The organism is Achromobacter anxifer, from assembly GCF_903652925.1.
GTDB lineage: Bacteria > Pseudomonadota > Gammaproteobacteria > Burkholderiales > Burkholderiaceae_B > Achromobacter > Achromobacter anxifer.
In genome coordinates, this window is sequence record NZ_CAHLAR010000011.1 from 135317 (window position 1) to 150242 (window position 14926).

18 protein-coding genes and 1 tRNA gene are annotated in these 14926 nt (G+C 66.1%); 12 read left to right on the forward strand and 7 right to left on the reverse strand.

All coding sequences use genetic code 11. The features are described from left to right. Window positions 1-94: 94 nt before the first annotated feature. From purB to HWY37_RS27975, 3 genes are all read left to right on the forward strand, one after another. On the forward strand, window positions 95-1471 hold the full coding sequence (gene purB / locus HWY37_RS27965; RefSeq protein ID WP_175208276.1) for an adenylosuccinate lyase: 1377 nt from the start codon (window positions 95-97) through the stop codon (window positions 1469-1471). 57 nt (window positions 1472-1528) lie between these two features. Next, window positions 1529-1987: a c-type cytochrome gene (locus HWY37_RS27970; RefSeq protein ID WP_175208275.1), complete on the forward strand. Its 459-nt coding sequence runs from the start codon at window positions 1529-1531 to the stop codon at window positions 1985-1987. Window positions 1988-2098: 111 nt separating this feature from the next. Next, window positions 2099-2848 (forward strand): class I SAM-dependent methyltransferase, encoded by a 750-nt coding sequence (locus tag HWY37_RS27975; RefSeq protein ID WP_176090305.1) that lies wholly within the window; start codon window positions 2099-2101, stop codon window positions 2846-2848. A 33-nt stretch (window positions 2849-2881) separates the two neighbouring features. Here HWY37_RS27975 and HWY37_RS27980 read toward each other — a convergent pair whose 3' ends face one another. From HWY37_RS27980 to HWY37_RS27990, 3 genes are all read right to left on the reverse strand, one after another. Beyond that, window positions 2882-3574, reverse strand: coding sequence for a cytochrome b/b6 domain-containing protein (locus HWY37_RS27980; RefSeq protein WP_176090306.1), 693 nt, complete (start codon window positions 3572-3574; stop codon window positions 2882-2884). A gap of 85 nt (window positions 3575-3659) precedes the next feature. After that, entirely contained in the window at window positions 3660-3941 is a 282-nt protein-coding gene (locus HWY37_RS27985) for a hypothetical protein (protein WP_175208272.1), read from the reverse strand. Between the two features lie 657 nt (window positions 3942-4598). Then, window positions 4599-4958, reverse strand: coding sequence for a hypothetical protein (locus HWY37_RS27990; RefSeq protein WP_175208271.1), 360 nt, complete (start codon window positions 4956-4958; stop codon window positions 4599-4601). 99 nt (window positions 4959-5057) lie between these two features. Here HWY37_RS27990 and HWY37_RS27995 point away from each other — a divergent pair, with 99 nt between their 5' ends. From HWY37_RS27995 to HWY37_RS28015, 5 genes are all read left to right on the forward strand, one after another. Next, the gene (locus tag HWY37_RS27995) at window positions 5058-5570 is read left to right on the forward strand and encodes a GNAT family N-acetyltransferase (RefSeq protein ID WP_175208321.1); all 513 of its coding nucleotides are present in this window, start codon (window positions 5058-5060) and stop codon (window positions 5568-5570) included. 153 nt (window positions 5571-5723) lie between these two features. Then, window positions 5724-6437, forward strand: a complete 714-nt coding sequence (locus HWY37_RS28000; protein WP_176090307.1) for a DUF3053 family protein — start codon at window positions 5724-5726, stop codon at window positions 6435-6437. A 54-nt stretch (window positions 6438-6491) separates the two neighbouring features. Further along, entirely contained in the window at window positions 6492-7586 is a 1095-nt protein-coding gene (locus HWY37_RS28005; protein ID WP_175208269.1) for an AI-2E family transporter, read from the forward strand. A 117-nt stretch (window positions 7587-7703) separates the two neighbouring features. Further along, entirely contained in the window at window positions 7704-7925 is a 222-nt protein-coding gene (locus HWY37_RS28010; protein ID WP_076812175.1) for a hypothetical protein, read from the forward strand. 285 nt (window positions 7926-8210) lie between these two features. Further along, window positions 8211-9785 carry a sensor domain-containing diguanylate cyclase gene (locus HWY37_RS28015; protein ID WP_175208268.1) on the forward strand — a complete coding sequence of 525 codons (1575 nt, stop codon included), beginning with the start codon at window positions 8211-8213 and terminating at the stop codon, window positions 9783-9785. Window positions 9786-9818: 33 nt separating this feature from the next. On the opposite strand, the gene HWY37_RS28020 is transcribed toward HWY37_RS28015, so the two are convergent. Continuing rightward, window positions 9819-10091 carry a 6-phosphofructokinase gene (locus HWY37_RS28020; RefSeq protein ID WP_175208267.1) on the reverse strand — a complete coding sequence of 91 codons (273 nt, stop codon included), beginning with the start codon at window positions 10089-10091 and terminating at the stop codon, window positions 9819-9821. A gap of 177 nt (window positions 10092-10268) precedes the next feature. Here HWY37_RS28020 and yddG point away from each other — a divergent pair, with 177 nt between their 5' ends. After that, window positions 10269-11177, forward strand: coding sequence for an aromatic amino acid DMT transporter YddG (yddG, locus tag HWY37_RS28025; protein WP_176090308.1), 909 nt, complete (start codon window positions 10269-10271; stop codon window positions 11175-11177). A gap of 28 nt (window positions 11178-11205) precedes the next feature. Here yddG and HWY37_RS28030 read toward each other — a convergent pair whose 3' ends face one another. Then, window positions 11206-11397: a hypothetical protein gene (locus HWY37_RS28030; RefSeq protein WP_175208265.1), complete on the reverse strand. Its 192-nt coding sequence runs from the start codon at window positions 11395-11397 to the stop codon at window positions 11206-11208. Window positions 11398-11647: 250 nt separating this feature from the next. Between HWY37_RS28030 and HWY37_RS28035 the strand changes: the two genes are divergently transcribed. The 3 genes from HWY37_RS28035 (at window position 11648) to HWY37_RS28045 (ending at window position 13311) form a co-directional block, all read left to right on the forward strand. Continuing rightward, window positions 11648-11896: a hypothetical protein gene (locus tag HWY37_RS28035; protein ID WP_175208264.1), complete on the forward strand. Its 249-nt coding sequence runs from the start codon at window positions 11648-11650 to the stop codon at window positions 11894-11896. A gap of 71 nt (window positions 11897-11967) precedes the next feature. Then, complete coding sequence (locus HWY37_RS28040; RefSeq protein ID WP_246302423.1) at window positions 11968-12213, forward strand: hypothetical protein; 246 nt, start codon at window positions 11968-11970, stop codon at window positions 12211-12213. A 186-nt stretch (window positions 12214-12399) separates the two neighbouring features. Then, the gene (locus HWY37_RS28045; RefSeq protein ID WP_176090309.1) at window positions 12400-13311 is read left to right on the forward strand and encodes a tellurite resistance TerB family protein; all 912 of its coding nucleotides are present in this window, start codon (window positions 12400-12402) and stop codon (window positions 13309-13311) included. A gap of 111 nt (window positions 13312-13422) precedes the next feature. Here HWY37_RS28045 and HWY37_RS28050 read toward each other — a convergent pair. Both HWY37_RS28050 and egtB read right to left on the reverse strand, forming a co-directional pair. Next, a tRNA-Met gene (locus tag HWY37_RS28050) sits at window positions 13423-13499 on the reverse strand. A gap of 110 nt (window positions 13500-13609) precedes the next feature. Beyond that, window positions 13610-14926, reverse strand: a complete 1317-nt coding sequence (gene egtB, locus HWY37_RS28055; protein WP_175208262.1) for an ergothioneine biosynthesis protein EgtB — start codon at window positions 14924-14926, stop codon at window positions 13610-13612.

Genomic DNA, 14926 nt, shown 5'->3' on the forward strand with positions numbered 1-14926 from the left:
GGCCGGAATCTTCGCCAGTTTGCCACAATGTTGCGTGCTTCCGGATGATAAAATCGCCCGATTCGCTCATTCCCCGCTTTTTCTTTCCCAGACCATGCAAATCGCCGATCAGCTCAGCCAACTCAACGCTCTTTCGCCACTGGATGGCCGTTACGCTTCCCGGGGCGACGCACTGCGCGGTCTGCTCTCCGAGGCCGGCTTCATGGCGCACCGCGTCGAGGTCGAGGTGGCCTGGCTGGTCGCGCTGTCCGACGCCGGCCTGCCCGAGCTGCCCGCCTTCTCCGAGGCCGCCCGCGCCCGCCTGCAACAATTGGTGCGCGACTTCTCCGAAGCGGACGCCGCCCGCATCAAGGACATCGAACGCGTCACCAACCATGACGTCAAGGCCGTCGAATACTGGCTGAAGGAAAAAGTGGCCGATGACGCCGAGCTGGCCCGCGCCGCCGAGTTCATCCACTTTGCCTGCACCTCCGAGGACATCAACAACACCTCGCACGCGCTGATGCTGACGCGCGCCCGCAACGAGGTCGTGGTGCCGCGCCTGCGCGAGCTGGCCGCCAAGCTGAACGAAATGGCCGTGGCGCAAGCCGGCCAGCCCATGCTGTCGCGCACGCACGGCCAGCCCGCCAGCCCGACCACGCTGGGCAAGGAATTCGCCAACGTGGCCGCGCGCCTGAACCGCGCCATCGCCGCCATCGAGGCCGTCGAGCCGCTGGCCAAGCTGAACGGCGCCACCGGCAACTACAACGCCCACCTCTCGGCCTATCCCGAGATCGACTGGCCCGCGTTCAGTCAGCGCGTGCTGGCCGGCCTGGGCCTGACCCAGAACCGCCACACCATCCAGATCGAACCGCATGACTGGATGTCGGCCCTGTTCGACGCCATCACGCGCGCCAACATCATCGTGCTGGACCTGGACCGCGACGTCTGGGGCTATGTGGCGCTGGGCTACTTCAAGCAGCGCCTGAAGGAAGGCGAGGTCGGTTCCTCCACCATGCCGCACAAGGTCAACCCGATCGACTTCGAAAACTCCGAAGGCAACCTGGGCCTGGCCAACGCCGTGCTGCGCCATCTGGCCGACAAGCTGCCGATCTCCCGCTGGCAGCGCGACCTGACCGACTCCACCGTGCTGCGCAACCTTGGCGTGGGCCTGGGCTACTGCCTGGTGGCCTGGGATGCCTGCATGCGCGGCCTGGGCAAGCTGGAGGTCAACACCGCCGCCATCGACGCCGATATCGACGCTTGCTGGGAAGTGCTGGCCGAGCCGGTGCAGACCGTCATGCGCCGCTATGGCCTGCCGCAGCCGTACGAACAGCTCAAGGCCTTGACGCGCGGCAAGGGCATCACCGAGGAAGGCCTGCGAGAATTCATCCAGGGCCTGGCGTTGCCGGAAGAACCCAAGGCCCGCCTGCTGGCGATGACGCCGCGCTCGTACATCGGGCTGGCCGCCGAGTTGGCCCGGGCGGTATAGTCGCCCTGCCGCGCGTCGCGGGCGCGCGGCTTCTGTTTGACCTTACGGGAGATTGCAATGAAGAAGTTGTCCACGCTCGCCGCGTTGGCCTGTATGACGGTTGGGCCCTTGCTGGCGACGACCGCCTCCGCGCAATTCGCCAAGCCCGAGGACGCGGTCAAGTACCGCCAGTCGGCGCTGACGCTGATGGCTTCGCACTTCGGTCGCATGGCGCCGGTGGTCAAAGGCCAGCAGCCCTATGACGCCGCGCAGATCAAGGCCAACGTGGAAGTGCTGAAGACGCTGTCGGCCTTGCCGTGGACGGCTTTTGGCGAAGGGACCGCCGGCGGCGATGCCCGTCCGGAAGTCTGGAGCGATGCGGCCGGATTCAAGCAGAAGCAACAGGCTTTCCAGGACAACATCGTCAAGCTGTCGGCCGCCGCTGACGCCGGCGACCTGGACAAGCTGCGCGCCGCCTTCGGCGATGTCGGCGCAAGCTGCAAGGCTTGCCACGACGCCTATCGCAAGAAGAAGTAAAGCGCTGGCCGCCTGCAGGCGGCGGGTCGGCAAAAAGGCGCCAGCGTTATCGTTGGCGCCTTTTTTATTTGTTTCGGCGATGCGTCGGCGCTTGCGGGCGCGGGAGAGCGTATGAAATCCTTTGATGAGCTATTGGCCGAGGCCGAAGCCGCCGATGTGAGCGGCTGGGGATTCGCCTGGCTGGACGGGCGGGCTTCCGAGGAGCGTCCGCCATGGGGCTATGCCAGGCTGCTTGCGCAGCGTCTGGCAGGGGTGCAGGCCGCGCTGGACCTGGATACCGGGGGTGGTGAAGTGTTGGGCGAGGCCGCCCGCTTTCCGCCGCTGATGTGCGCGACCGAAGCCTGGCCGCCCAATGCGAGGAAGGCGCATGAACGGCTGGCGGCGCGCGGCGTGCGGGTCGTGGAGATCGCGCAGGGCGGGGCGCTGCCGTTTGCTTCGGAGTCTTTCGATCTGGTGACGTCCCGACATCCAGTGCAACCCGATTGGTCGGAGATACATCGCGTCCTCAAGCCGGGCGGCCATTACTTCGCCCAGCATGTGGGGCCGGCTTCAGCCTTCGAACTGATCGAGCATTTCCTGGGGCCGTTGCCGAGCGAGCGGCGCATGCGCGACCCGAGGGATGAGGCTGCGGCCGCAAGCGCAGCCGGGCTGGTTGTGACGGACCTGCGCACGGCGAGTTGCCGCATGGTGTTCCGCGACGTCGGCGCGGTGGTCTGGATCCTGCGCAAGTGCGTGTGGTGGGTGCCGGATTTCTCTGTGCGGAAATACCGCGATGCCTTGCTGGCGCTGGATCGGCGGATGCGCCGGGGCGAGCCGTTCGTGGCCCACTCGGCGCGGCATTTGATCGAAGCGCGGCGTTGAGTCCGCCGTGGTCTGCGGGCCAGGCCCGACGGGTCAGGAAAAAGACATGTCGGCCGCCACTTCCAGCGACCGGACCCACAGCACCAGACCCGTCACGCAGGCGCCCAGCACCAGGGCGCGCAACCAGACGGCGTAGCCGTCCTGCGTGGGCGGGGTGCCGGCGGGCACGTCCTTGGCGTCGACCTTGCCCGTGATGATGGCGCGTACCAGGCGCCTGCGGCGCACCACGCCGTACCAGGCCACGGCGGCCAGGTGCAGGGCGATCAGGGCGAGGATGACCCACTCATTGAGCTTGTGCCAGGAGGTCATGGCGGCGGACACGGCTTCGCTGACGTGTCCGAACAGCGGGCCCTGCGTCATGATGTCGTCGGTGGTGAACAGGCCGCTGACGGCCTGGAAGCCGATCACCAGCAACAGCGCCAGCACCGATAGCGCGCCCAGCGGGTTGTGGCCGGCGGGGGCGGCGGCGCCCTTCAGATAGCGGGCCACCGCGGCCGGGCCCCGCACGAACTGCGCGAAGCGGGCATAGCGCGGGCCGACGAAGCCCCACAGCAGGCGGAAGATGATCAGGCCCAGCGCCGTGCAGCCGAAGCGCACGTGCCAGTCCATGTACAGGCCGCCCAGCTTCACGCTGACGAATGCGCCGATGATGCAGGCGACCAGCGCCCAATGGAAGAGGCGGGTGGGGAGGTCCCAGATATGGACCGCTTGACGGCTGTTCTGCATGGAGGGATCGCCAGGACTGTACAGCCGGGGACTTTATCACGCACGAATTGCCCCGTTGCGACGGCAACGGGGCGGGGGAATGCGCTTAGCGGGCGGCGCGGCGTACCGGTTCGATGCGATGCACGTGCTCGTGGCGGAAGCGGATGCGCTGGCCGGGGGCCTTTTGCGCGGGCGCGCCGCAGGGCACGACTTCGGTCGTGTAGGTCGTCGTGCCGTCGATGGGCGCGTTGTAGATGACCGTGGCGCGGATTTCCGGGCCGTTGGCGGGTTTCAGGTAAACGATGTCGCCGATGTGGATCGGCGTGTTGTCCAGCATCGTATGAGCGGGACGGCGGATCAGGTCCGAGGTGGTGAAACGAGTATTCATGGTGTTTGTTCTCTTGGTTTCTTGTTATGGGAAAAGCCGCGTCTGGCAATGTGGCGCATGGTGTTCCTGCCGCATTTTCTGCCGCATTTCCACCGTGCGCCGCCGCCGGCCGGGTCAAGCCGGGCAGGCATGTCATGACACTAACGCAATTCTGTTGCCGTCCCTTTGCGCATTCTCATGTTCTTGTGCGCGGGGCGGCGGTGCGATGCTGTCCTTCAGTCCGGGACAACGTCATTCGGGGCGCGAGGCGCGCGTGCACGGGGCATGCGGCTTGCGCCATGGCTTGTTTGCGTGCTTCTGGCCAAGCCGGACTGGCGGTCTGGTGAAGGCGTAAATCCAGGCCGCGCGAGCGGTGCTGGTTGGGCTGGGCAAGGCGCCGATCAGGTTCCGGGTTGGGAGTTCCGATTTTGGCGTTGCTGTCGCAGATCGAGGATTCGTGTCGGATCGGAGCCGGGCTTGGCGTCGGGTAATGCGCCGGGGGGGGGGCTTCCTGGGTTGCGCCGTTTAGTTATGAAAGTTGGCGCGAACCTCAATCTGGCTATAAGCCTTGTTTTGCAAGGCTGGCTCGCAAAACACAACCAATGATATTACTTTGGTAGGAAGTGTTTTGCAAGCTTTTTTTGAAGATAGGGCGAGGACCCTTCCTTCATGCGTCCCTTAATGAGACGCCGGGCGGGCCTGGCGCTGGGCTTCGATGATCAGGCCTTCCAGGCGCGGGGACATGCGCAGGGCGACTTGCGCGCTGGTCTGGCCGTCGGCCTGGCGTTCCGTTTCCAGCGCCAATTCGATGCGTTCGTTATCGAAGGCTTCGGGCGCCGCCTGGATTTCCACGTAGCGGGCCAGCAGGGCGTCCACCGCCTTTTGCGCGTCGGCAAGCGCTTCACCCGACAACTGGCCATGGCCCAGGTACTGGTTGACCACCCGCGCCAGGTCGTTCATGAAAAACAGCAGGGCAGCGGCGCCGCGGCAATCGGGATGGGCGAAGCCCCAGGTGTCGGAGGTGGCGTTTTGAGTCATGTCTTGAGACCGGGCGGTGTAGCGTGGGGCCTTCGAGGCCGAAGCCGTCATTTTATGGGATCGGGCGCCGCGGTCCGCATCAGGCATACTGCGATGCCTATGATCAGACTCGCACGACCTTCCGACCTCGCCAGCCTGGCCGACATCGAACGTTCCGCCGCGCAGCGGTTCCTGGACACGCATATGGCCTGGGCGGCCGGCGACGGCACGGTGCCGCCAGCCGAACTCGCGCAGGCGCAGGCGGCGGGCCTGCTGTGGGTCGCCGAGGGCGGCGACGGGCAAGTTGCCGGCTTCGCGCTGACCCGGCCGATGGACGGCGATCTCTACTTGGCCGAGATGGCGGTGACCCTGCAATCGCAGGGGCGCGGCCTGGGTCGTGCCCTGTTGCAGGCGGTGTGCACGCACGCGCGAGACGCCGGCTGCTACCGGTCCGTGGTGCTGACCACCGATCGCGTCCTGCCCTGGAACCGGCCTTTCTACCAGCGCCTGGGTTTTACGGAAGTGCCGCAAACTTCGCTCTCGCCCGGCTTGGAGGCGCGTTTGCGCTACGAGGAAGCCGCCGGGTTTGATCCGGCGCAACGCTGCGCGATGGCCTATCTTCTGGAGCGATGAGGCATGCTGGGGGCTGTGTCAACACGCTTCGATGGCAACAAAATCCGCCTGCCGGCGGCGCTGGAGAGCGCCTTCGGGATAATCTGCCGGAGGGCGGCCGCCTCTGTCTGGAGCGGCGCCGGTTCCGCGAACCCGCATGCAAGGAGGATGTGCATGGCATGGCTGCGAGCTTGCCTGCTGGGCCTGGCGACGGCGTCGATGCTGTTCCTGACGGCCTGCGTCAACAAAGAGCCACAGGAGCGGGCCGCGTTCATCCAGCTGCTGCAAAGCCGGATGAGCAGCGCATCGCTGGTGCCCATAGGCGCCTTGAGCGAGCAGGAAAAGGAAGCGGTGGGCGGCTATGCCGATGCCTATGGCGTGATCGCAGGCTTCCAGGAGTCGATGGCGCAAGCGGCGGCGGCCATGCGTGAGGTGCCAGCGGTCGAGACCATCCACTCGGTGGGCGAGATCGTGGAGCGCAAGCCCCGCTTCGAGGCGGCGCGCAAGACGCTGGCGGAGCAGGTCGCCAACCTTCAGCAAGCCCAGGCGAAGGCGGACAAGGCGAGAGGGGCCTTGGCGTTGCCCGCCGACCTCGCGCCCGTCTACGACGGCGTATATGACGAAGCCGTGACCGCGCCCGCGACCGATCTGATGGACGCTGCCGCGAATATGGATGCGGTCGCGCGCGACGCCCTGGGCATCGCGGATTTCGTGGCTGCGCATGCGCAGGACATTCTGTTGGCCGACGGCCAGGCGCGGGTCGCCACGCCCACGCTGCAACAGGAACTGAATCTGCGCCTGCAGGGTCTGAACTCGCAGTCCGACGTGCTGGAGCGTGCGCGCGCCACGCTGCTGCAGGCAGCGGGCCAGCCGCCGGACGCCCGCTGAGCGGCGCTTTGTACAATGCGGGTCTCGCGGCGTCAGCCGAGCCTGGGACGGAACATGAGCCAATCTTCCAGCGTGCACTACAGAACCTTTCTGCTCCTGCTGGTGGTGGTCACCATCGCGTTCGGCTGGTTGTTGTGGCCTTTCTATGGCGCCGTCTTCTGGGGCGCCGTGCTTGCAATCATCTTCGCGCCCTTGCAGCGCCGGCTGGTGCCGCGCATTGGCGGGCGGCGCAACCTCGCGGCGCTGATCACCCTGTTGCTGGTGCTGCTGGTGGTGATCCTGCCGCTCATCGTCATCAGCGGATCGCTGGTGCGCGAAGGGGCGAACCTCTATCAGAGCATCAAGTCCGGGCAGATCAACTTCGGCGCCTACTTCCAGCAGGCGATGGAGGCCTTGCCGCCATCGGTGCATGATCTGCTGGCGCGCTTCGACCTGGCCGACATTCCCAGCCTGCAGGAAAAGCTCAGCGCCGGCGCGATGCAGGCCAGCCAGTTCCTGGCGACCCAGGCGTTGAGCATCGGCCAGGACACGTTCCAGTTCGTGATCAGCTTTGGCATCATGCTGTACCTGCTGTTCTTCCTGCTGCGCGACGGGCCGCAACTGTCGGCGCGGCTCAAGCGCGCCATGCCCTTGAGCGACACCCACAAGCAGCACCTGCTGCGCAAGTTCACCACGGTCGTGCGCGCCACGGTCAAGGGCAACGTTGCGGTGGCCGCGGCGCAGGGCGCGCTGGGCGGCATCATCTTTTCCATCCTGTCCATCCAGGGCGCGCTGCTGTGGGGCGTGATCATGGGCTTCCTGTCCTTGCTGCCCGCTGTGGGCGCCGGGCTGATCTGGGCGCCGGTGGCGATCTACTTCCTGCTGACTGGAGCGACGGTCAAGGGCGTGGCGCTGATTCTCTTCGGCGTGCTGGTCATCGGCATGGTCGACAACGTGCTGCGCCCCATCCTGGTCGGCAAGGACACCAAGATGCCGGACTACGTGGTGCTGATCTCCACGCTGGGCGGCATGGCGCTGTTCGGGTTGAACGGCTTCGTGATCGGGCCGCTGATCGCCGCGCTGTTCATGGCCAGCTGGGACTTGTTCGCGCCGCCCGTGGACGGAGCGGCCGATAGCGCCGAAGGCGACAAGCCATCCGCCGAAAAGTAGGCATGCGGGGCCGGGCGCGCAGCCGCCTGGCCTGCGGCCGGTGTATGGTGTAGCAGCGCCTGTCCTCGTCGGGGCGGGCCGTTCGTGTCAACTTCGCCTATCAGGAGCGTGTTGCATATGGAATGGAAACTGCATCGATCGGGCTGGATCGAAGAACGCAACTTCGATATCGAATTCGCCGAGACGCCGGAGGGTTACCACACCCGGGTGCGGGTCTTCGGCTTCCCGGTTCTGGAAGACACCAAGCACGTGTTTCCCAACGAGGCGCTGGCCGAGAAGGGGGCATTGACGCTGCTCAAGACCCAATTCACGGGCACGCCGGACCTGGAAGACCAGTAACGCCAGCGGGCGTCCGTCCGGCGCGCCCGGGCGGATGCCGCGCCTGTTCGCCGTCCCGTATTTCGGAGTAAATTGGGGACGCGATATTTCCACCACATCTGTATCGACGCGGCGAGGGAATTCCCATGGCGCGGATTGTGCAATTGCGAACTTCTGCAATAATTTCTGGCGTTCGTCCGTCCTTCTGCAATGGATCGGGCGGAGCGTATCGGGAGGCGCATGGGTCCAGAGGTGTTGTTTCGATCGGGAGCCCGCAGCTTGCGGACTTCGCAAGGCGGGGCTCCCATGCCTGACGGCGAAAGCCTGGCGGGGGCGCGGCCGCGCCGGCCGCGCCGTTTTTCCATGCGGACCGGCCTGCTGACCCTGGTCTTCGCCTGTATCACGCCCGCGCTGGTCGTGGCGTCCGTGGCGGTCTACGAAAGCTACGTCATCCAGAAAGAGCGGATCTTTCGCGACACGATCTTCCTGGCGCGCAATCTCACCGCAATCCTCGACCGCGAACTGACTGGCGTCGAGGCCGGCCTGCAGATGCTGGCGTCATCGCCCGATCTCGTCGCCGGCGACTTTGCCGGGTTCCACCGGCGCGCGCGCGAACTGGTGCGCTTCCAGATCATCGATAGCTACGTTCTGACCGACAAGGATGGCCGGCAACTGGTCAATACGTCGGTGCCGTTCGGCAGGGATCTGCCGCCCAGCGGCGCGTCGGCGGAGCTGGCCCGCGTGTTCCAGACTCGCAACCCGGTGCTGACCGGTCTGTTCACCAGCCGGGTCAGCCACAATTCGATCATTGCGCTGGGCGTGCCGGTGCTGCGCGGCGGCGAGGTCGCCTACAGCCTCAATGTTGGCATCCTGCCCGAGCGCATCGGCAATCTGCTGGGCCGCAGGGCCTTGCCTGACGGCTGGGTGGCGTCCGTGCTGGACGATACGGGCACGATCCTCGCGCGCACGCGGGATACGGCCAAGTTCGTGGGCCAGAAGGCCGTGCCCGAACTGGCGCGGGCGGTGCTGCAGGAAAGCGAGGGGTCGCTGGAAACCACCACCAAGGAGGGCACGCCCGTATATACCGCGTTCAGCCGTTCGTCGCTGTCCGGCTGGACCATCGCCGCCGGCGCGCCGATGAGCCTGCTGACCACCGACCTGTACCGCTCCATTGCCTGGATCGCCCTGGGTACATTGTTCGCCTTCGGCCTGGGCCTGGTATTGGCCTTGCGGCTTGCCAGCCGCCTGACTTCGTCAGTGCAGAGCCTCGTCGCGCCCGCGTTGGCGCTGGGCAAGGGGCACGCGGTGGCCGTGCCGGGCACGCGCGTCAAGGAGGTCGCGGACGTGGGCGGCGCCCTGGTGCAGGCCTCGCGCATGTTGGCGCATGCCCAGCACATGGCGCACTACGATCCCTTGACCGGCCTCTGCAACCGGGTGCTTTTCAATGAGCTCGTGCTGCGCGAGCTGGCGGTGGCGCAGCGCAGCGGCGAACCCTTCGCCATTCTGGCGATCGATCTGGACGGCTTCAAGGCCGTCAATGATCTGCACGGCCACGCGGCCGGCGACGCGGTGTTGCAGGAGACGGCGGAACGCATGGCCGACGCGATCCGCGTGTCGGACGTGGCGGCGCGGCTGGGCGGCGACGAGTTCGCGGTGCTGCTGCTGGGCGCCGACAAGGAAAACGCCCGGCGCGTCGCGCAGGCGCTGGTCGAAAGCCTGTCCCAACCCTATCCCGACGTCAGCGTGGCGGTCTCCGCCAGCGTGGGCATCGCCGTTTATCCGCAATCCGGCGTAACCGTGCGCGACTTGCTGGAGCGCGCCGACATGGCCCTGTACAAGGCCAAGGGGCAGGGCAAGCGCAGGGTGGAGTCGGATCAATAGCCGGTTCGTTCGCTGGCCGCGAGTGGGCCGGCCTCAGGCTTCATGGCGCGGCGGCGCCAGCGCGGTCAGGACTTCGCCCGACCGCAGGCGATACCGGTTCCGGTCCAGCGGCAACACGCACTCCCCATCCGTGGTGCGGAATATGTAGCGGGCCGCGTCAGGCCGGGCCGCGTCAGGCCGGGCCGCGTCAGGCGGCGCCGTCGCCGCCTCCTCGCGGTCTGCCCGCAAAAACACCTCAATTCGGTAGAGGCGGCCCGATTCCGTGCTGGCCAGCACGTCGCTCAATCTGCGTGTGGATATGGTCATGCGGCGCTAGCTCCCTGTTCTGCATTGTTCTGGCGGGTATCTCGCTGTGGGGTGGTGGGGCTGCCGCAAGCCGGGGGCCGGCCGCGGGTCGTTCGGGTTTTCGCTAAACTGCCCGGCTTGGCGCCAAGCTGGGCCGCGGATGCGGCTACAGACCACGGCGGGCAATCGGAATCGGTAATGCAACTCTCCCTGGGCCGGAATTCGGCGACTTTCCTGGGCCTGCTGGCGGTGCTGTTGTGGGGCACAGTCGTCGGCCTGATCCGCAGCGTCAGCGAAAGCTTCGGCCCGGTCGGCGGGGCTGCGCTCATCTACACGGCAGGTTCCGCGTTTCTGGTGCTGCTGCTGGGCTTTCCAAAGCTGCGCACCTTCCCTCGTTCCTATCTCATCGTCGGCAGCCTGCTGTTCGTTGCCTACGAGATCTGCCTGTCGCTCTCCCTGGGCTTCGCCGCCAACCGCGGGCAGGCGATCGAATTGGGCATGGTCAACTATCTATGGCCTTGCCTCACCGTGATTCTTGCCATGGTCATCAATGGCCAGCGGGCCAGCGCCTGGGTGGTTCCGGGCATCCTGTTGTCGCTATGCGGCATCGTCTGGGTCCTGGGCGGATCGGGCGGGCTTTCCTGGGAGCGCACCTCCGCCAACGTGGCCAGCAACCCCCTCAGTTATGGGCTGGCCTTCAGCGGCGCCATCATCTGGGCCGTTTATTGCAACGTGACAACGAGATTCGCCGACGGCAAGAATGGCGTCGCCCTGTTTTTCATGCTGACCGCGGCGGCTCTGTGGCTCAAATATTTCCTGAGCGCCGAACCTGCATTCGTATTCGCCTGGCCCGCCACGCTGGAACTGCTGGTGACCGGCGGCGCCATGGCGGCAGGCTACGCGCTATGGAACGTGGGAATACTCAAGGGCAACCTGGCCTTGCTGGCCACGGCGTCCTACTTCACTCCGGTGTTTTCGACATTCTTCGCGGCCCTGTGGCTGTCGACCCGACTGACGGCGTCGTTCTGGCAGGGCGTGGCCATGGTTACCGCGGGCTCGCTGCTGTGCTGGGCGGCAACGCGCGGCAAAGCCGCCCGGGGCGGGTAGCCCGGGCGCGTTTTCCGTGCAGGTGGGATTACTCGATCAGCACGGTCTGGGCGACCGCGTATCCAAGAGGAATCAACAAGAGCGAAGCAAACAGGGAACTGACAATCGCCGCCGATATTTTCAGCCAGGGTTCGGACCCTGCGCTTCGTACCGTTTGAATCACCAACGCGACGATACCCACAACCATCAAACAGCTGATAACCACTGCTACGTAAGTCATGTTGTCTCCGTCCTCGCCTGATTAAAGGGATGCGGCTGCCGCTGAGCGGTCTAGATGTTTGTATTGATTGTGCGCCTGTATTTGCGCAATGCACCCTAGGGTTTTCCTGGCGGCGGGCGCGGTCTGTGGCGTTTTTGCCTCGGGGTGTGCAGCATGGATTCCATGTGCGGATGCAGCATTCCGCCGCGTGTTTCCGGCGGCGAGTTTGCGCTACGATGGCGGCGTCGAAACACTCTCCAGGGGCAGGCACATGCCGCAATTGCGCCCAGGCACACGCGCTACATTGCAGGTCAGGCAATTGATGCCGGGGGAGTTCGCCTGGATCATCACCTTGTTTGATCCTGAAACCGGTAATGTGCGCAGCACCAATTACTCGCCCAAGCGCTATGGCAGCCAGGACGAAGCTTCCGCGGCGGGGAAGGCCGCGGTGGTCGAATTCCTGGGTAGCGGGGTCCAGAAAGTCCCTGATCCGCTCAAGGAAGGCAAGAGCAAGGCCTGACACTGCCAGCGCCGCGCATCTCGAAAGCCCTCGCAAGAGGGCTTTTTTTTATTTGCGGACACCGGCTGGGAATGCCGCTTGCTGGTGGCATCGGCGGCGCGCTTGGCGCCATCGAGGAGAACGTCATGTTCCAGTTCATGCATCGAGGACCCGGCGGGGGCGATGAGCCCGCGCCCGACGATCCCGCATTTCCCAACAATCCGCCGGCCGACGATCCGTCGCTGGACCCGAAGCGGCCGCGCAACGATCCCGACGTGATAGATCCCGTGCCGCCGCCACCCAATCCGCGCGCGCCCGGCACGATCGATCTGGCCTGAGCGCTACGCGCAAGGCGCAGAACTTCATTCAAGGAGGCTCTATGCGTTCCATCCTGTTATGGCTGCTTGGCGTGCCCATCCCCATCATCATCCTGCTGGCTCTTTTCTGGCATTGACCCGCGAGGTTTGCATGCCGTGGCAGCGCATCCGCGTGGCTGCGGTGAACCGTGAACAAGGAACCGATCCATGGAAAACACATCTTCATTGAGCCAGCCGCATGTCGGCGGTATTCCTCCCAGGGAGTCCGCCATATCGGCCGTGTCGTGGGCCGCAGTGATCGCCGGCGCGGTGATTGCCGCAGCGCTTTCGTTGGCGCTGTTTGCGGGCGGCACGGGCCTGGGCTTTCTCTCGGTTTCGCCCTGGGAGGGCGAAGGCGCGACGGCGCCCGCAATAGGCATCGGCCTCATCGCGTGGATGTTGGTCACGCAGGTCATTGCCTATGGCATAGGCGGCTATGTCGCGGGGAGGCTGCGGACCAAATGGGTGGACGTGCATTCGGATGAAGTCTATTTCCGCGATACCGCGCACGGCTTCCTGGTGTGGGCGTTGAGCGCGGTCGTCAGCGCGGTGCTGTTGGGCGCATCCATTGCCTCATTGGCTTCGGGCGTGGCGAAGGCGGGCGCTTCGGTGGCGGCCGCGGGGGCGGGCGCGGCGGCGACCGCCGCAGCTTCGGCCGGCGGCGGCGACGGCATGGCGCAGGCGCGCGGCTATTTCACGGACGTGCTGCTGCGTCCGGATCGGCCTGACGCCGGCGGAGACCGCAATGCCGCAAGAGAGGAGGTGGGCCGCATCGTCGCGATGAGCCTGGCGCGCGGCGCCATCACGACTGAGGATCGCGATTACCTCGTCAAGGTGGTGGCCGCGCAAAATGGCGTGGACCCCGCAGTGGCTCAGCGCCGTGTCGAGCAGGCTGTCCAGAGCGCGAAGCAGGCGGCTGACGACGCCAGGCGCAAGGCCAAGGAGGCCGCCGACCAGGCGCGCAAGATTGCGGCCGCCTTTGCGCTGTGGGGATTCGCATCGATGCTGGTCGGCGCGTTCGTGGCCAGTCTGTCGGCGACCTGGGGTGGCCGGCGCCGCGACGCGGTGCGCCTGCCCTAGGTTTTTTGGGTCGGGTCGGCTGCGGCGCTCATGCCCGCGGTCGGCGGATGCGCGAGCAAAGCCGGCCCGCAAAGCAAAAGGCCCTCGCCGAAGCGGGGGCCTTTTAAATTTTGGTGGCGCATCCCTGATTCGAACAGGGGACCTGCGGATTATGATTCCGTCGCTCTAACCGGCTGAGCTAATGCGCCATCTCTTCAATCGCCGCTGTGTTGCAAGCAGTGATCAACGAAGAACGAAATTCTAGCACGAAATTTTTGGCGTGTGCAAGCGGTCTGCAATCAAAATTCCAGCAACCGCTTCATGCGTCGCGCGCCAGCCGGATGCCGGAGAACTGCCAGCGAGCCTCGGGCGGGAAAAAGTTGCGGTAGCTGGGGCGGATGTGGTCCCTGGGCGTGACGCAGGAGCCGCCGCGCAGCACGTACTGGCCGCACATGAACTTGCCGTTGTACTCGCCCACGGCGCCGCTGTCGGGCTTGAATCCGGGATAGGCGTCGTAGGCGCTGGAGGTCCATTCCCAGGCGTCGCCGAACATCTGCACGGGGCCGCCTGAGCCGTTGCGGGCGGGGGCGGGGCGGGTGTCCAGGTGGCCGTTCTCCAGCATGTTGGCGCGTCCGGCCAGGGCGCCTTCGGGCAGCTGGCGGGCGGCATGTTCCCATTCCGCCTCGCGCGGCAGGCGCACGCGGGCCCAGCGAGCATAGGCGTCGGCCTCGAAGTAGCTGATGTGCGTGACCGGAGCCTGCAGTTCCAGCTCCTGCATGCCGCGCAGCGTGAAGATGCGCCAGTCGTCGCGTTGGCCCTCCCAGTAGAGCGGCGCCCGCCAGCCTTCGGCGCAGACGCGGTCCCAGCCCAGCGACAGCCAGAGCTCAGGCCGCTTGTAGCCGCCGTCGCGGATGAAGGCCAGGTATTCGTGCTGCGTCACCAGACGATCGGCCAGGTGGAACGGGGCCAGCAGCACGTCGTGGGCAGGGCCTTCGTTGTCGAAGCCGAAGCCGCGCCCGTCATGGCCGATGCGGGTGATGCCGCCTTCGTAGCGGGTCCAGCCGGCGGGGGTGGACGGCGGCAGCGCGGGCGGGCCAGGCGCGACGTAGGCGGGATTGAGCGGGTTGGCCGACAGCATGTGCTTGAGGTCGGTCAGGATCAGCTCCTGGTGCTGCTGCTCGTGGTTCAGGCCGAGTTCCAGCAGGGCGTCGAAGGCGGGATCGTTGCCGCCCAGGCGCGAGATCAGCTCGTGCATGGCGCCGTCCACGTGCTGGCGGTACTGCTGCACCTCGGCCAGCGCGGGACGCGACAGCAGGCCGCGGCGCGGGCGAGGATGCTTGGCGCCGATGGAGTTGTAGTAGGAGTTGAACAGCATGCGGTACTGAGGATGGAACACCGCATACGGGGGATGGAAACGCGTGAGCAGAAAGGTCTCGAAGAACCAGGTCGTGTGCGCCAGGTGCCACTTGACTGGGCTGCAATCCGGCATGGATTGCACCTGGCAATCCTCGGGACTCAAGGGGGCCGCCAAGGCCGTGCTGGTCGAGCGCACGGCATCGTACCGGTCGTGCTGTCCCGCCTGGCCGGCGGCATACGGTCCGGTGGCGGGGTGAGTCAACAGGCACGCAGGTTCCAT

What these genes read in the sequence shown, in the direction of transcription:
- purB (WP_175208276.1), top strand. Translation starts at nt 95, where the DNA reads ATGCAAATCGCCGATCAGCTCAGCCAACTCAACGCTCTTTCGCCACTG.
- HWY37_RS27970 (WP_175208275.1), top strand. Translation starts at nt 1,529, where the DNA reads ATGAAGAAGTTGTCCACGCTCGCCGCGTTGGCCTGTATGACGGTTGGG.
- HWY37_RS27975 (WP_176090305.1), top strand. Translation starts at nt 2,099, where the DNA reads ATGAAATCCTTTGATGAGCTATTGGCCGAGGCCGAAGCCGCCGATGTG.
- HWY37_RS27980 (WP_176090306.1), bottom strand. Translation starts at nt 3,574, where the DNA reads ATGCAGAACAGCCGTCAAGCGGTCCATATCTGGGACCTCCCCACCCGC.
- HWY37_RS27985 (WP_175208272.1), bottom strand. Translation starts at nt 3,941, where the DNA reads ATGAATACTCGTTTCACCACCTCGGACCTGATCCGCCGTCCCGCTCAT.
- HWY37_RS27990 (WP_175208271.1), bottom strand. Translation starts at nt 4,958, where the DNA reads ATGACTCAAAACGCCACCTCCGACACCTGGGGCTTCGCCCATCCCGAT.
- HWY37_RS27995 (WP_175208321.1), top strand. Translation starts at nt 5,058, where the DNA reads ATGATCAGACTCGCACGACCTTCCGACCTCGCCAGCCTGGCCGACATC.
- HWY37_RS28000 (WP_176090307.1), top strand. Translation starts at nt 5,724, where the DNA reads ATGGCATGGCTGCGAGCTTGCCTGCTGGGCCTGGCGACGGCGTCGATG.
- HWY37_RS28005 (WP_175208269.1), top strand. Translation starts at nt 6,492, where the DNA reads ATGAGCCAATCTTCCAGCGTGCACTACAGAACCTTTCTGCTCCTGCTG.
- HWY37_RS28010 (WP_076812175.1), top strand. Translation starts at nt 7,704, where the DNA reads ATGGAATGGAAACTGCATCGATCGGGCTGGATCGAAGAACGCAACTTC.
- HWY37_RS28015 (WP_175208268.1), top strand. Translation starts at nt 8,211, where the DNA reads ATGCCTGACGGCGAAAGCCTGGCGGGGGCGCGGCCGCGCCGGCCGCGC.
- HWY37_RS28020 (WP_175208267.1), bottom strand. Translation starts at nt 10,091, where the DNA reads ATGACCATATCCACACGCAGATTGAGCGACGTGCTGGCCAGCACGGAA.
- yddG (WP_176090308.1), top strand. Translation starts at nt 10,269, where the DNA reads ATGCAACTCTCCCTGGGCCGGAATTCGGCGACTTTCCTGGGCCTGCTG.
- HWY37_RS28030 (WP_175208265.1), bottom strand. Translation starts at nt 11,397, where the DNA reads ATGACTTACGTAGCAGTGGTTATCAGCTGTTTGATGGTTGTGGGTATC.
- HWY37_RS28035 (WP_175208264.1), top strand. Translation starts at nt 11,648, where the DNA reads ATGCCGCAATTGCGCCCAGGCACACGCGCTACATTGCAGGTCAGGCAA.
- HWY37_RS28040 (WP_246302423.1), top strand. Translation starts at nt 11,968, where the DNA reads ATGCCGCTTGCTGGTGGCATCGGCGGCGCGCTTGGCGCCATCGAGGAG.
- HWY37_RS28045 (WP_176090309.1), top strand. Translation starts at nt 12,400, where the DNA reads ATGGAAAACACATCTTCATTGAGCCAGCCGCATGTCGGCGGTATTCCT.
- egtB (WP_175208262.1), bottom strand. Translation starts at nt 14,926, where the DNA reads ATGGAACCTGCGTGCCTGTTGACTCACCCCGCCACCGGACCGTATGCC.